Raw genomic sequence first — 14,873 nt, forward strand, 5'->3', positions numbered from 1 at the left:
TTGGAGTTCTCGCTGCTCGGCCCGATCGCCGTGACGACCGGCTCCGGAGAGCTGTCGCTCGGGCCCGCCAAACGGCGCAGTGTGCTGGCGCTGCTCTTGTTGCAGCCCAACACCACCGTTCCACTGGAGCAGTTGATCGACTCCCTGTGGGAGGACGCACCACCCGAGCATGCCCGTACGGTCGTCCAGGGGCATGTCTCGCGGCTGCGCGCCACTCTCGCCGAGGGCGGGGCCCAGGCGCACGGCATCGAGCTCACCACACACGGTTCGGCCTATCTGCTGCGGCTGCCGGAGGAGCTGATCGACGCCCACCGGTTCGGTGAACTGGTGTCGCTGGCACGCCCCGAGGCGGCGCCCGCCGACGCGGTTCCGCTGCTCCGGGAGGCGCTGGGGCTGTGGCACGGACCCGCACTTACCGGCACGGTCACCAGCCCGCCGTTCGCCGCCGCGGCCCATGCGCTGGAGGAGCGCCGGCTGACGGCCGTGGAGGCACTGGGACGAGCGCACGGCACACTCGGCGAGCATGAGCAGGCCGCCGCCGTGCTCTACTCCGCGGCCGTCAACCACCCCTTGCGCGAAGGGCTGATCGCCGGTCTGATGCGGGCGCTGTTCCGTACCGGGCGGCAGTCCGACGCACTGGAGTGGTTCCACCGCACCCGGCGACTGCTCAACGAGGAGCTGGGCGTCGATCCGGGCGAGCGGCTGCGCGGTGCGTACGAGGAGATCCTCCGGGCGGAGGCGGCACACGGCAGGCACCCTGCGGCCGGGCCCACGCGAGGATCACGCGATGCGGAGGACCGGCCCGCGGGGACACCGGTGTTTCACGTGAAACAGGGCGGCGAGGGGCAGGCCCCACCCGTCCATGGCGGCACCGGCCCGGCAGCAGGTTCCGGGCACGGTCCCGGCACCGGGACCAGTACCGGCCGGGCCGGTGCGGCGCCGCGGCTGCTGCCCCGACCGCCCGCCCGCTTCCTCGGCCGTGAGGCCCAACTCGGCGCACTGACCGGCGCATTGACGGGGCGCACCCCCGGGGAGAGCCCGGTCACGGTGGTCGTGGGACCGGCCGGCGTGGGCAAGACCGCCTGTGCCGTCCAGTGGGCGCATCTGTACGCCGGCGCCTTCCCCGACGGTCAGCTCTTCGCCGATCTGCGCGGCTTCGGCGAGGGCGATGAGGCACCGGCGGCCGAGATCCTGCGGGACTTCCTGCTGGCACTGGGCACACCGCAGGACCGGGTGCCCTCTTCGGCACAGGCCGCATCGGCGCTCTTCCGCTCGCTGGTCGCCGAGCGCCGACTGCTGGTGGTCCTCGACAACGCGCGCAGTTCGGCGCAGGTACGGCCACTGCTGCCGGGCGGTCAGCACTGCGCCACGGTCGTCACCAGCCGCAGCCGGCTGGACGGCCTGGTCGCCACCGACTGCGCCCGGCCGGTCGGCCTCCAGGCGCTCGGCCACGAGGAGGGCGCGGCGCTGCTCGGCGCCATGCTCGGCACGGACCGGGTCGCCGAGGACCCGGCCGCCGCCCGCGAGTTGGTCGACCTCTGCGACGGCCTGCCACTGGCGCTGCGGGCCGCGGCCGCCCAGCTGACCGCCCGGCCGCGCTGGCGGCTGGCGCGGCTGGCCGCGGCGCTGCGCGACGAACGGCGGCGGCTGGCGCTGCTCTCGGCGGAGGACACCGGTGTCGCGGCGGCGCTGCGGATGTCCGTCGCCCGGCTGTCGGCGGACGACGCGCGGCTCCTCAGCGCCCTGGCGAGGAGCGCGGACGGACATCTCAACGCCTCGGTGGCGGCCGCGCTGGCCGGATACGACCAGGAACGCACCCAGGACGGGCTGGACCGGCTGGCGGAGATGCACCTGGTGGACGAGGAGGCCACCGACGTCTACACGATCAGCACGCTCACGCAGCTCTTCGCGCGGGACGAGCGTGGGCAGGTCCGAGGACGCGGCGGCACCGGCACCAGCGCCACGGAGGGCCGGAGCGGGAGCGGCGCCGGTGAGGAGCCGGACGGGCGCGGCTGAGCTGCGGCGGAGCAGCGCACAGGGGCGTTAGGCACACGTTAGTGAGACGGCAGCGGCGGGCGACAGTCTGAGGGACAGACGGGAAGACCACCAACCACCGGGGGAGACCGGAGATGCCGCGCAGCCAGGCCCGTACCAGCAACCTTCGTACGCCTCGGAGCGTCCGCCGCACGGTCAGGATCGCCACGGCCGGACTGACCGCCGTCGCCGCGCTCACCCTCACCGCGTGCGGCGAGGACAACCCGCTGAAGACCAGCGCGGCCAAGCCGTACCACCCGGCGCCGCGGCACGCCACGGAGTCGGCCGCCGACACCGGCGACAGCACTCCGGGCACGGGCGACGCGGCAGAGCCGGCCGGTACCCGGCCCAACGGCGGCGGTACGGCGCAGGTGCCCGCCCAGGGCGGCGGCACCGATTCCGGTACGAACACCGCGGCGGGGAGCGGAAAGCACGGTGCGACGGGGACCGGCAAGCACGGTGCGGGCCGGCGCGGTAGCGATACCGCCGTCCGGCACCGCGCATGCGATGCCGACCGGATCCGTATCGTCGCCGAGCCGGTGAAGGAGCCGGTCAACCATCTCCTGCTGGTGGCCACCAACACCTCGGGGGCCGCCTGTGACCTCTACGAAGCGCCGAATCTGCGATTCGGTACGGCGCAGTCACCGCTCACCGCGCTGCCGGACAGCAAGCCGCAAGCAGTGGTCACTCTCGCACCGGGGCAGTCCGGTTACGCTGGTGTGCTGACGTCGTCCGCCGATGGCTCCGGCCGCAACGGCCGGACGATGACCTCACTGTCCGTCAGCCTCGCGGGACGCGACGGCAAGGGCAGCGTCGGCGGCTCGGCGCAGGTCCCGCTCCCGGGCGGCTCGGTGTACATCGACGACAGCGCATGGGTGACGTACTGGCAGTCGGATATGCGCGATGCGACGGCTTGGTGAGCTGTCCGGCCGAGCCGGAATCCCCTGAGCAGGGCGCCCGCCTCCCCAGCGGGCGCCCTTTCCGCCGCCTACTGTCCCGCCATGTCTCACACAGCGGCCCGCCACGTCTCATACCGCTGTTGTCTTCGCAGGTCACAGCCGTGCGTACGACCGGGACATCCCATGGGACGAGCATCCTCCGAGCGGCCCCCGCGCCCCGCTCCATGATGGTCCCCGTCGCCGCGACCGGACCACCCGGCGGCCGTCCATCAGCCCAGGGCCAACCGGCCAACCGGCCGCCTACGGAGGGAACCGGCATGCACGAGCGCAGCGGCAGCCGCCTGGCGGACACCGCGTCTTCCGCGCACGATCCAGCCCCCACGAACGCCGGCGCGCTCCCCGCGCGCTTCCCATTCGGCAGGGTGGTGCTGCGCAGAGTGCTGCCCACGGTGGCCGCAGCCGGGATCGGCGCCGCTGCGATCGCCGGAGCCTCCGATGGCACCGCTCGCGCCGTTTCCCTGCGCCAGGACGCAGCCGCCGTCGACTTCCCCACCTGGGGCACGCGTTGGGTGGTCCATGCCTCCGCCGACATCAATTCGCCCTCCGTCGGCGTGATCAATACCTCGGCACCTGGGCAGGACCGGATCACCGTCGACTACCAGGTCGAGACCGGCCACACGGCGTGCGAGGGCACCGCCTGCTCGACGTTCATGGCACATATCACCGGCCCGGTCACGGGTTTCCTCACCGTGGTCGCGGTGGACATCCCGCAGGACCGGCTGCCGGGCATACCGGTCCACAGCGACGGGTGGCCACAGCCCGGTGGCTCCCGGCAGGACATGCTCCACCGCGCCGCCACCTGGCTGACCGCCAACAACGGCGCCCAGGTCCCGTACAGCCAGACCACGGTCTGGAAGGACGGCTACCGGCAGGACTGCTCGGGCTATGTGTCCATGGCGCTGGGGCTGCCGGCCCCCGGCACCAACACCGTGGGGCTGGCCGCCAACCGCACCCTCACCCGGCCCATCTCGCTGGGTGAACTCAAGCCCGGGGATCTGCTGATCGACGCGGCCGGCGACCACGACAACCGGCATGTCGTGATCTTCGAGAAGTGGAACAACCCGGCGCACTCCTCGTACACGGCCTACGAGCAGCGCGGGGGCCACGGCACCGACCACCGGACATTGACCTACGGCCTGCCGGGCGGAGACACCGAGTTCACGCCTTACCGTCCCGTGAAGTTCGGGGACTGACGGGTCCCGGGACGGATCCGTCGGTGCCGGCGGCGGCCGTGGCGCTGGTGTGCAACAGCCCGCCGGACGGCATGGCGTCGTTTCACGTGAAACCCTCTCGGGCCTTTGCGGTTTCACGTGAAACGTCACCGACCGATCCGGGTCCGGTCCGGATCGTGCAACGAGGGGCACTTCCGTCACAGGGGAGCGGAAGTGCCCCTCGCGCGCGGATGTCTGCTGTGCTGGAATGCCAGACGTGCCTGGCAACCAGAACCACGCCGCCCGACCACGTCGCAAACCCTTGGCCCCGCTCCCCGATGAACTCTCCGGCCCGGTACGGGACTTCGCCGCCGGCCTGCGCCGTATGCATGGCGAACTGGGCTACAGCCTCAAGGAGTTGGAGAGCAGACTGCCCGCCAGCCGCTCCTCCCTCTCGCGGTACCTGCGCGGCCAGAGCCTGCCCGACGAACGGCTGCTGGTGCAGTGGTGCAAGCTCTCCTTCACCGGTGAGGACCGGCTGCCCACGCTGGTCGATCTGCTGCACCGGGCCCAGGAGGTGGCGGATGCCGGCGAGCAGAGGGGTGTCCCGTCCCCGTCTCCGTCCCCGCCCCCGTCGCCGGAAGAGGGCGGCGCGTCCGGCGCGGGAACGCCGGACTGTACCGACAGCGCAACCGCCGGGCCCGCACTGCCGGCCGGGCGGCGTCGGCTGCGGCTGGTGTTCGCGGCGCTCGGGACGGCCGCCGTACTCGCCGGTGCCGCACTGGTGGTACCGGCGCTGACCAAGGGGAACGGCGCGACGGGCGGCGGTGGAGCACGTGCCGATGCCGGGGTCCAGGGTTCACCGGCCACACCCCCGGGCGCCGGATCCGCCCGCATCACCGTGCACAACGTCGAACGGGCCTGTCAGCGCCCGCACACCGAGTACTGTGCGCTCGGGCTGGCCCGCGACCCGTACCGGCCCTATCGGCGCTCCAACATCGTGGGCCACGCCTGGCACGGCGATGAGCTGCGCGCGGTGTGCCGGATCGCCGACGGGGTCACGGTCACCGACGAGGTGGGCGAGCACAGCAGCATCTGGTTCCGGCTCGACCACGATGGTGAGCCGATGTGGGTACCGGGTATCCGCATCCGCCCGGAACAGCTCGAAAACACCGCATTACCCAGTTGTCCCGATTGACCGCCGCCCTCGCCTCCCGCCCCTACCTACCTGACCAGCAACGACTCCCTATCCCTGGCAGACCCCGCGCACCCGCCCTGACGCGTCGGACCGTAATCGCTATCGTGGCCGTGCCATGACTGACACGCCTCGCTGAACGCAGCGACCCACTGGGGGAACCCATGACCGCACGTCGCTCCCGCCGCTCCGCGGCCTACGCCGCGATGGCCCTCGGCCTGGCCGGCTCGCTCGCGCTGACCGGCTGCAACAGCAGCTCCTCGAAGTCGAAGTCGAAGTCGAAGAAGTCCTCCTCGTCGCCCACGAGCAAGAAGCGGAAGATCATCGGTGGTGGCGCCGCGGCGGGAGCGGGAGCAGGGGCGGCGGCGTCGCGCCGGGCGACCCGCTGCTACCCGACCACGGCCAGGCTCCGCTTCTCCCAGCAGTCCGGGCCGAAGGGCCACGTGACCATCGAGTACAAGAACAGCAGTGACCGGCCCTGCTACCTCAACTACGCACCGCGGCTGCGCTTCAACAACGCCAAGGACCCGCTGCCGATGATCCGGCGCGGGGGCGAGGCGCTCACCAACCACACCGTTACCCTCCGCGCCCGCGCTTCCGCCTACGCCGTCATTCCGACCAACACCCCGGCAACCAAGGGCACCGAGCAGAAGTCGGTGGCCGTCGAACTCATGAACTCGTCGGAGGACGCCCGGCCCTATGGTCCGGTGACGTTCGACTTCGTTCAGAAGCGCGACCACATCTCCGTGGGAAAGAGCCAGGTCACCTACTGGAACAGCAGCCTCGCCGGAGCGAAACTGGCCGCCGGTGTGGGCGACTGACCCACGGCACGGACTGCTTCCTCAGCCGAGCCGGCGGCCCCGCCCCGTCCGAGGCCAAGGCCGCCCCCTCAGGGCTACGCGGTGTCCAGACCCGCCAGGACGAGTCCCAGCCGGGCCACCCCGCCGTCGGCGACCTCGACCGGAACGCCCCAGTCCTGCTGGTGGACATGGCAGGCGGGGAAGTGCTCCGCGTCGGGACCGCTCTCCGCGTCGCAGGACGCGGCCATCGCCGAGACGTGCAGGACGCCCTCGGTCACGCCGTCCGCGAGGACCAGATCGCGGGTGAGATCCGTGCCCGCGCCCGCGCCCTCGGCGAGCAGCTCCGGCGGCGTGGCGCTGACCAGCAGCCGCGTCGACGGGCCGTAGCTGGTGTCCAGCTTCTGGCCCGCCGGGGGCTGGAAGATCACTTCCAGCCGCAGCGTGCCCGGGGCGACCTCGGTGGCCGCGCGCTGGGTGCGGTGCGCCACCGACTCCACGCGTACCGCGTCCTCGGGCAGCCGCAGCCGGGTCAGCCGGTGCCTCGCCGACTCCACCACCACGATGTCGTCGTCGGCGAGCACCGCGCCGGACGGTTCGCGCAGATCAGTCGCCAGCGTCGTGACCTCGCCGGTCGCGGGGTCGAAGCGGCGCAGTGCGTGGTTGTAGGTGTCCGCGACGGCGACCGATCCGTCGGGCAGTGCGGTGACCCCCAGCGGGTGCTGGAGCAGCGCCTGTCCGGCCGCACCATCGCGGTGTCCGAAATCGAAGAGGCCGGTGCCGACGGCCGTACGGACGACATAGCCCACCCCGTCCGCGGCGGGCTCCACCCAGCGGACCGCGCTGGTCTCCGAGTCGGCGATCCACAGCCGGTCGTCGGCCGCCGCGAGCCCGGACGGCTGGGCGAACCAGGCCTCGGCGGCCGGTCCGTCGACCAGGCCCTCGTTGGTCGTGCCGGCCACGACCTCGACCCTGCCGGTGGCCGGGTCGTACGTCCACAGCTGGTGCACGCCGGCCATCGCGATCCACAGCCGGTCCCGCCACCAGGCGAGGTCCCACGGCGAGGAGAGCGCCACCTCGCGCGCCGGTCCGGAAGTCGGTGAACCCTGGAACCACTGCGCGCCGGTACCGGCCACTGTCTCCAGCCCGCCGGTCTCCGGGTCGAAGACGCGGAGGGCGTGGTTGACGGTGTCCGCGACGGCCACCGTGCCGTCGGGCAGCAGCGCCAGGCCCTGCGGCTCGTTGAAGGAGTCCGGCGTCAGGCCGCGCTCGCCGCTGCCGATGCGGCGCAGCACCTGCTCGCCGTCCCCGGCCAGCTCCACCAGCTGATGCCGGGTGGTGTCCGAGACGAGGAAGCTGCCGCCGGGCAGCCGGACCGCCTTGCCGGGGAAGCGCAGATCCGTGGCGGCCGGTTCCGGCGGCACATACGGGCCGTCGCCACGCCGCAGCGTGCCCTTCGCCGTGTGCTCGGCCTCCAGCTCCTCGACGAGCGTGGCAAGAGCGTGCGCATGCCCCTCGCCGGCGTGCTGGGCCACGACATACCCCTCCGGGTCGATCACCACCAGCGTCGGCCAGGCGCGGACCGCGTACTGCTTCCAGGTGATCAGCTCCGGGTCGTCGAGGACCGGATGCTCGACGCCGTACCGCTCGACGGCGTCCACGACCGCCTGGTGGTCGGCCTCGTGCACAAACTTCGGGGAGTGCACGCCGATGATCACCAGCGTGTCGCGGTGCCGCTCCTCCAGCTCCCGCAGTTCGTCCAGGACGTGCAGACAGTTCACACAGCAGAACGTCCAGAAATCCAGGATGACAATGCGTCCTCGCAGGTCGGACAGGGTGAGTTCGTTGTCGCCGGTGTTCAGCCAGCCGCCCTTGCCGGTCAGCTCGGGGGCCCGGACGCGCGCACGTGAAGCCATGTGGACATTCAACGTCACTCCGGTGCGCGCACATTCCGCAGGGGCACCGGGGAACACGTCTGCCATGTGGCATTCCCCCGGGGTACGGCCCCGGCACTCCCGTAAATACCTCGTCCGCGACCGGATCTTCGGCATCGGTGACGACTACTGGATCGAGGACGAGCACGGACAGCACGCCTTCCTGGTCGACGGGAAGGCGCTGCGGCTCCGGGAGACCTTCGAGCTGAAGGACTCCGAGCGGCGGGTGCTGATCACCATCCGCAAGAAGATGCTGGCCCTGCGCGACACGATGACGCTCGAGCGGGACGGCGGGCCACTGGCCACCATCAAGCGCAAGCGGCTCTCACTGCTGCGCAACCACTACCGGGTGGAGCTGGTGGACGGCACCGAACTGGACGTCAGCGGAAAGATCATGGACCGCGAATTCGCCATCGAGTACGAGGGTGAGCTGCTCGCCGAGATCTCCCGTCGCTGGCTGACCGTGCGCGACACCTATGCGGTCAATGTCGTGCGGGACGACGCGGACCCGGCGCTGCTGATCGCCGTCGCGGTGGGGGTGATCCGGCTGGCGGAACGGGAGCGCGGGGAGGAGTGAGCGATGGGCACCGCACCGTACGTCGCCGCCCTCAACGGCCTTGCCACATCGGCCTGCGCTGGTCCCCCAAAGCACTGCCGGGATACCCGTGCGCAGCGGTAACTTAACTGCACAGACAGCAGCCCGCGTACGAACCGTCCGAGGGGTCCCGTGACCGTCCATCCCAGCCTTCAGCCCTCCATCGATGCCTGGACACACTCCATAGAAGCGATAGCCGAGCTGGTGACATCGCTCGCCGAAGGCGAATGGAACAAGGCGACGTGCCTGCCAGGGTGGTCCGTTCGCGATGTGGTCTCCCATGTCATCGGCCTGGAATGCGAGATGCTGGGCGACCCACGGCCGATCCACACACTGCCGCGCGATCTTTACCACGTACGCACCGAATCGGCGCGCCGTATGGAAGTCCAGGTCGACGTCCGGCGGCACCACACCGCCCCGGAGATGCTCAGCGAACTCGAGTACACCGTCATCCGGCGTTCCCGGCAGCTGCGCAACGAGTCCCGTCAGCCGGATGCCGTGGTACGCAGCCCGCTCGGCGAGGACCGTTCACTGGAATTCGTACTGCAACAGCGGGCGTTCGACGTCTGGGTGCATGAGCAGGATCTGCGGCGGGCGCTGGGCAAGCCCGGCAATCTCGACTCCCCCGGTGCGCAGGTGACGCGCGATCTGCTGGTGAAGGTGCTGCCCACCGTTGTCGCCAAAAGGACCCAGGCGCCCGCTGGTTCGGCGGTGGTGTTCGATGTCAGCGGAGCACTGGAGTTCCTGCGCACGGTCCGTATCGACGCGCAGGGCAATGCCACGATCGACGGCAGCGTCTCCCTCGGTCCGACCGTGACGTTCGCGCTGGACTGGGACGTCTTCCACCAGCTGGCCTGCGGCCGGGTGCGCCCGACGGCCGTCGCCCAGCAGATCAAGATCGACGGTGACCACGGACTGGCTGCGGGGATCCTCAACAACTTCGCGGTCACCCCGTGATCTTCACCGCCGTAGACGTCGCGGTCAGGCCGTAACGGAGCGGAACGGGGATGGGGGCAGGGCCGTCCCGGAGGTGTGTTTCACGTGAAACAGCCCGCCGCCGTTTCACGTGAAACACACCCGGCTCCTCCTCAGGCCGGGACGTGCACCGCCTCGACCCGGCTGACGACCAGCCGCTCGCGCTCCCGCTGTGCAGCACTACGGCGCAGCCGGAGGATCTGGGAGACCCCGACCGCCTCCAGAACGAAGATCGAGGCCAGGGCGATCCGGTAGTTGTCGCCCGTCGCATCGAGCAGGACACCCACGGCGAGCAGGGTCGTCATCGACGCGGTGAAGCCGCCCATATTGACGATGCCGGAAGCGGTGCCCTGACGTTCCGGCGGGTTGGCCGGCCGGGCGAAGTCGAAGCCGATCATCGAGGCGGGGCCGCAGGCGCCCAGCACCGCACTCAGCACGATGAGCAGCCCCATGGGTGCATGATCGGTCGGCCAGGACAACACGATCGCCCACATCAGGGCGGTCGCGCCGACGGTTCCCAGAACCAGCGGCATACGCGCCGCGTGGTGGCGCGCGATGATCTGCCCGTAGACCAGGCCCACCGCCATGTTGGCGAGCACCACGAGAGTGAGCAGCTCACCGGCGGTGCCGCGGGACAGGCCCTGCGCCTCGACGAGGAACGGCAGGCCCCACAGCAGCAGGAACACCATCGCGGGGAACTGGGTGGTGAAGTGCACCCACATGCCCAGCCGGGTGCCGGGCTCGCGCCAGGCGTCCACGATCTGCCGGCGGAATCCGGTGCCGGTGTGCGCCGAGGGCGCGGGCGGCGGCGCAAAACCCTCGGGGTGGTTCTTGAGGAAGAGCAGCAGCACGATCAGCACGACGATGCCGCCGGCCGCGCTGGAGGCGAAGGTCGGGGTCCAGCCGAATGTGTGCAGAAGGCGAGCCAGGACGAGGGTGGAGATCAGGTTGCCCGCCATCCCGACCAGGGCGGCGACCTGCGCGATCATCGGCCCACGGCGGGCCGGGAACCAGTGGGAGCCCAGCCGCAGCACACTGATGAACGTCATCGCGTCGCCACAGCCGAGCAGAGCGCGCGAGCCCAGTGCCGTCGGGTACGACGCGGAGAGCGCAAACCCGAACTGGCCGAGGGTGTAGAGCACCACGCCGAGGGTGAGCACCTTCTTGGCACCCAGCCGGTCGACCATCAGGCCGACGGGTATCTGCATCCCCGCATAGACCAACAGCTGGAGGATGGAGAACGTCGACAGCGCCGAGGCGTTGATGTGGAAACGCTCGGCGGCGTCCAGGCCGGCCACGCCGAGACTCGTGCGGTAGGTGATCGCGACGAAGTAGACCGCGACGCCGATACCCCAGACCGCCATGGCCCGGCGGCCACCGGGTGGATCGGTGGATGGCGGGTGGGCGGTGCCGCCGCCTATGCCGGAGCCACCGGACGGCTCCGAGCCGCCGGCACCGCTCGGTCCACCGGGGCCGGCGCTCATCGCACCTCTCCCTGTGCGAGGTTGCGGACCCAGCTGACGTGCCGGTGCACGGCGGCGGTCGCGGCATCCGCGTCACCGGCCCGCAGCGCGTCGAGGATCTCCGCATGCTCGGTGATGTTCTTGGCGATCCGGTCCGGATGGGCGTGCATCACCGCGACGCCCATCCTCAGCTGGCGGTCGCGCAGCTGCTCATAGAGCCGATTCAGGATCTGGTTGCCGGCGCTGCGCACGATGGCGGCGTGGAAGGCCCGGTCAGTGACCGAGACGGCGGCCAGGTCACCGGAGGCGGCCTGCTCCCGCATCGTCTCCAGCAGCCCGGTCAGCTCGTCGAGCAGCGCATCGCTCGCGGGCACCGCCTTGGCCGCCGCGTGCTGCTCGACCAGCAGCCTGGTCTCGACGACATCGGCGATCTCCTGTGCGGAGACCGGCAGCACCATGGCGCCCTTCTTCGGGTAGAGCTTGATCAGCCCCTCGACCTCCAGCCGCAGCAGCGCCTCGCGCACCGGCGTCCGGGACACCCCTACGGCGTCGGCCAGCTCGCCCTCGGTGAGCAGCATCCCGCCCTCGTAGCGGCGGTCCAGTACGGCGTCCTTGATGTGCGCATAGACCCGCTCAGCGGCAGGTGGCTGCTTGGCGACGGGCTCTCTGGAAGGGGCGGCGGGAGTGGACGCGACAGACATGCGCACAGGATAGATACAACAGGTATGCGTGTGGCACCCGGTTCCGCGATGCGGACAGCCAGGTTCCGGGTGCCGGCCAGGTCCCGCCCGGGTCCCGGCGGCCGCCGTCAGCCGCGCATACGCCCCTGCGCGATCAGCCGGTCCACAACCTGCGCATGGGCCGGAGCGCAGCGCTCGCGCGCCTCCCGGCGGTCGAACCAGGCGTACTCGGCGATCTCCCGGCCGGGGACCGGCACGATGTCCTGGGGACCGCCGGCGAAGCAGGTCATATGGAGCCGACGGCCGTTCTTGCCGTGTGCGACGTCATGGATGACGAACGCCTCCGAGAGGTCCTCGGCCGGGACCACCAGGCCCAGCTCCTCGGAGAGCTCCCGCGACAGCGCCTCACGCGCGGTCTCTCCGGGCTCGTACTTGCCGCCGGGGAGGTAGAACGTGTCGTTCCCCCGCGTCCGTACGCTCAGCAGCCGCCCCTCGCGCAGATGTAGCCAGCCCACCGACTTCAGTGGCGCGGTCCGCTCCAGCCCGATCAGCGGATGGCCGGTGCCCTCGTCGGTCCGGCGCCCCCGTTCAGTGAAGCCGAGGTACGCGTAGAAGCGCCGGGCACGGTCGTTCGCCTCGAAGACCTCCAAGGTCAGCGCACCGTGCAGGGCCGCCGCATGCTCCAGCAACTGCCCTCCGACGCCGCCCCCTTGGGCCTCCGGCGCCACGAAGAGGCCGCCGACCTCGGCACCCGGCTCATCGGCCGGAACACCCAGCTCGCCGGTCCCGGCACCCGGTCCGCCGACCGGAGCGTCTCCGCCGCTCTCCCCGCCATGCGTCCCGCCGCGCTCCTCGCGCCCACCCGGCAGGAGTCCGAGCAGTCCGATGACGGTGCCGTCACGCTCGGCGACCCAGTTGTCCGCCTGGACGAGGTACCTCTCGCGGAGGATACGGGCCCGCTCGCCCGCACCCTCCCCCTCGATGAACGGATGCGCCCGGCGCGCGGCCCGGGACCACAGATCCATGACCACGTGCTGGTCGGAGGGCTGATAACGCCGGATGGTCAGATCGCTGCTCATTGCGCCGACCGTAAACAGCACGGCCGACGGCGGCAAACCCTTTACGGTCCGGGGTCCGGCTCCGTCGTAAGGGGGGACCTACGGCCTACGTAAGGTCCACCTCAAGTCTGACGGGAGTCCGTACCTGGCGCGTATGGATCAGCGCGAATCCCATGGGTGAATGGAGGCATGGAGCCGGGAGGCTCCGACACCAAAGGGGAGTTGACCATGCAGCCCAGGACGAATGCCGGCCGCCGCGCACGGAACACCGTCGTACTGGCATTGATCGTCGCCGGCCTGTGGGCGGGCATCTCACTGACCCGCGGGGCCGCACACGCCGACGAGTCCGGCTCGACTGGACCGGTGGGGCATTTCAGCCGCGCCGTGGAGCTGATCCGGGGCTGACCGGACAGCGCGGCGGCGCCGGGAGATCCGCTGGACCGGCCACGGGGCTGTTTCACGTGAAACAGCCCCGATCCGAAGCCCCGTTTCACGTGAAACAACGCCCGGGCCCGGCCGGTCCCGCTTCCTGGATCATCCCCAGGTGATCAGCCGCTTCGGCCGCTCCAGCACCGCCGCCACATCCGCGAGCAGCTTCGAGCCAAGTTCGCCGTCGATCAGGCGGTGGTCGAAGGACAGCGCGAGGGTGGTGACCTGACGCGCCTTCACCTTGCCCTTGTGGACCCACGGCTGGAGCTTGACCGCGCCGAAGGCGAGGATCGCCGACTCCCCCGGGTTGAGGATCGGCGTACCGGTATCGACGCCGAAGACGCCTACGTTGGTAATGGTGACCGTGCCGCCGGACATCGCCGCCGGAGACGTCTTGCCTTCCCTAGCGGTGGCGACCAGCTCGCCCAGTTCCTCGGCGAGCTGGGGGAGCGTCTTGGCGCCGGCGTCCTTGATGTTCGGGACGATCAGGCCGCGCGGAGTGGCCGCCGCGATTCCGAGGTTGATGTAGTCCTTGTAGACGATCTCCTGATTCGCCTCGTCCCAGGACGCATTGACCTCCGGGTGCCGCTTGATGGCGACCAGGAAGGCCTTGGCGACGAGCAGCAGCGGGTTGACCCGCAGCCCCGCCAGGTCCGGGTCCTGCTTGAGCTCCTGGACGAGCTTCATCGTGCGGGTCACATCGACGGTGATGAACTCCGTGACATGCGGCGCGGTGAAGGCGCTGGCCACCATCGCCTGCGCGGTGGCCTTCCGTACACCCTTGACCGGCACCCGCCGCTCGCGGGCGGCGGTGTCGACGACGCCGGGCACGGCCGGGGCGCCCGCCACCGGCGTGGCAGCCTCGCTCGGTGCGGCCGGGGCCGCTGCCCGGCCGACTGCCGCGTGGACATCGTCGCGGGTGATGGTGCCGTCCGGCCCGGTCGGGACGACCGTCGCCAGATCGATGCCGAGGTCCTTGGCGAGCTTGCGCACCGGCGGCTTGGCCAGCGGCCGGCCGGCACCGGCAGCACTCACGGCCGGTGCCACGGACGCCGGAGCGGTGGGGGCGTCCTCGGCCACCGGGGCCGCCATCGGCGCCGGCGCGGGCCGCCCGTTGAGCTCCGCCTGGAGCCCGGCGCTCGCGGGCTCCGGCTGCGCCGGAACACCGGCCTGCGCCTTGCGGGCCCGGCGCTTGGTCGAGGACGGCGCGGCGCCGTAGCCGACCAGCACCGCCTGGCGGCCCTGCGGCTCGGCGTCCTCCTCCGAGTCGGCTGCGGCGGCCTCCTGGGCACCGGACGCCGCCGGCGCCTCGGCGGGGCCGGCTCCGGGATCGGTGTCCACGCTGATGATGACGGTGCCGACATCGACGGTGACGCCCTCACCGAATCTCAGCTCATGGACCACCCCGTCGTAGGGGATGGGCAGTTCGACGGCGGCCTTGGCGGTCTCGACCTCACAGACCGCCTGACCGTCGGTGACGGTGTCGCCCGGCTGGACGTACCACTTGAGGATCTCGGCCTCGGTGAGCCCCTCGCCCACGTCGGGCATCTTGAACTCACGGAAGCGCTGCGCGTTGGCGGTCCCTGCAGTCATGGTCACGAAC

At 71.1% G+C, this 14,873-nt stretch carries 13 protein-coding genes; 8 read left to right on the forward strand and 5 right to left on the reverse strand.

Annotation, left to right across the window (positions count from 1 at the left end; translation table 11 throughout):
- From AZE13_RS09345 to AZE13_RS09365, 5 genes are all read left to right on the forward strand, one after another.
- On the forward strand, positions 1 to 2,016 hold the full coding sequence (locus AZE13_RS09345; protein WP_066928951.1) for a BTAD domain-containing putative transcriptional regulator: 2,016 nt from the start codon (positions 1 to 3) through the stop codon (positions 2,014 to 2,016).
- Positions 2,017 to 2,129: 113 nt separating this feature from the next.
- A complete protein-coding gene (locus AZE13_RS09350; RefSeq protein WP_066928953.1) occupies positions 2,130 to 2,954 on the forward strand; it encodes a DUF4232 domain-containing protein in 825 nt (274 codons plus the stop codon).
- Positions 2,955 to 3,250: 296 nt separating this feature from the next.
- Complete coding sequence (locus AZE13_RS09355) at positions 3,251 to 4,186, forward strand: hypothetical protein (protein WP_258527673.1); 936 nt, start codon at positions 3,251 to 3,253, stop codon at positions 4,184 to 4,186.
- Between the two features lie 226 nt (positions 4,187 to 4,412).
- Complete coding sequence (locus AZE13_RS09360) at positions 4,413 to 5,342, forward strand: helix-turn-helix domain-containing protein (RefSeq protein WP_066928955.1); 930 nt, start codon at positions 4,413 to 4,415, stop codon at positions 5,340 to 5,342.
- 161 nt (positions 5,343 to 5,503) lie between these two features.
- Positions 5,504 to 6,160 carry a DUF4232 domain-containing protein gene (locus AZE13_RS09365; RefSeq protein ID WP_066928958.1) on the forward strand — a complete coding sequence of 219 codons (657 nt, stop codon included), beginning with the start codon at positions 5,504 to 5,506 and terminating at the stop codon, positions 6,158 to 6,160.
- A gap of 74 nt (positions 6,161 to 6,234) precedes the next feature.
- Here AZE13_RS09365 and AZE13_RS09370 read toward each other — a convergent pair whose 3' ends face one another.
- Complete coding sequence (locus tag AZE13_RS09370; protein ID WP_066928959.1) at positions 6,235 to 8,052, reverse strand: NHL domain-containing thioredoxin family protein; 1,818 nt, start codon at positions 8,050 to 8,052, stop codon at positions 6,235 to 6,237.
- A gap of 64 nt (positions 8,053 to 8,116) precedes the next feature.
- Here AZE13_RS09370 and AZE13_RS09375 point away from each other — a divergent pair, with 64 nt between their 5' ends.
- A complete protein-coding gene (locus AZE13_RS09375; protein WP_066928961.1) occupies positions 8,117 to 8,647 on the forward strand; it encodes an LURP-one-related/scramblase family protein in 531 nt (176 codons plus the stop codon).
- 150 nt (positions 8,648 to 8,797) lie between these two features.
- Positions 8,798 to 9,622: a maleylpyruvate isomerase family mycothiol-dependent enzyme gene (locus tag AZE13_RS09380; RefSeq protein ID WP_066928963.1), complete on the forward strand. Its 825-nt coding sequence runs from the start codon at positions 8,798 to 8,800 to the stop codon at positions 9,620 to 9,622.
- A gap of 131 nt (positions 9,623 to 9,753) precedes the next feature.
- Here the strand turns inward: AZE13_RS09380 and AZE13_RS09385 are convergent, their stop codons facing one another.
- From AZE13_RS09385 to AZE13_RS09395, 3 genes are all read right to left on the reverse strand, one after another.
- On the reverse strand, positions 9,754 to 11,004 hold the full coding sequence (locus tag AZE13_RS09385; protein WP_066929549.1) for an MFS transporter: 1,251 nt from the start codon (positions 11,002 to 11,004) through the stop codon (positions 9,754 to 9,756).
- Positions 11,005 to 11,120: 116 nt separating this feature from the next.
- The gene (locus tag AZE13_RS09390) at positions 11,121 to 11,804 is read right to left on the reverse strand and encodes a GntR family transcriptional regulator (RefSeq protein ID WP_066928965.1); all 684 of its coding nucleotides are present in this window, start codon (positions 11,802 to 11,804) and stop codon (positions 11,121 to 11,123) included.
- Between the two features lie 107 nt (positions 11,805 to 11,911).
- Positions 11,912 to 12,862: a GNAT family N-acetyltransferase gene (locus AZE13_RS09395; RefSeq protein WP_066928967.1), complete on the reverse strand. Its 951-nt coding sequence runs from the start codon at positions 12,860 to 12,862 to the stop codon at positions 11,912 to 11,914.
- Between the two features lie 207 nt (positions 12,863 to 13,069).
- Here AZE13_RS09395 and AZE13_RS36775 point away from each other — a divergent pair, with 207 nt between their 5' ends.
- The gene (locus AZE13_RS36775) at positions 13,070 to 13,246 is read left to right on the forward strand and encodes a hypothetical protein (protein WP_181690293.1); all 177 of its coding nucleotides are present in this window, start codon (positions 13,070 to 13,072) and stop codon (positions 13,244 to 13,246) included.
- A gap of 129 nt (positions 13,247 to 13,375) precedes the next feature.
- Here AZE13_RS36775 and AZE13_RS09405 read toward each other — a convergent pair whose 3' ends face one another.
- The gene (locus tag AZE13_RS09405) at positions 13,376 to 14,863 is read right to left on the reverse strand and encodes a dihydrolipoamide acetyltransferase family protein (RefSeq protein WP_066928971.1); all 1,488 of its coding nucleotides are present in this window, start codon (positions 14,861 to 14,863) and stop codon (positions 13,376 to 13,378) included.
- Between the last annotated feature and the right edge of the window lie 10 nt (positions 14,864 to 14,873).

Source organism: Streptomyces sp. NBRC 110611, from assembly GCF_001590865.1.
Classification (GTDB): domain Bacteria; phylum Actinomycetota; class Actinomycetes; order Streptomycetales; family Streptomycetaceae; genus Streptomyces.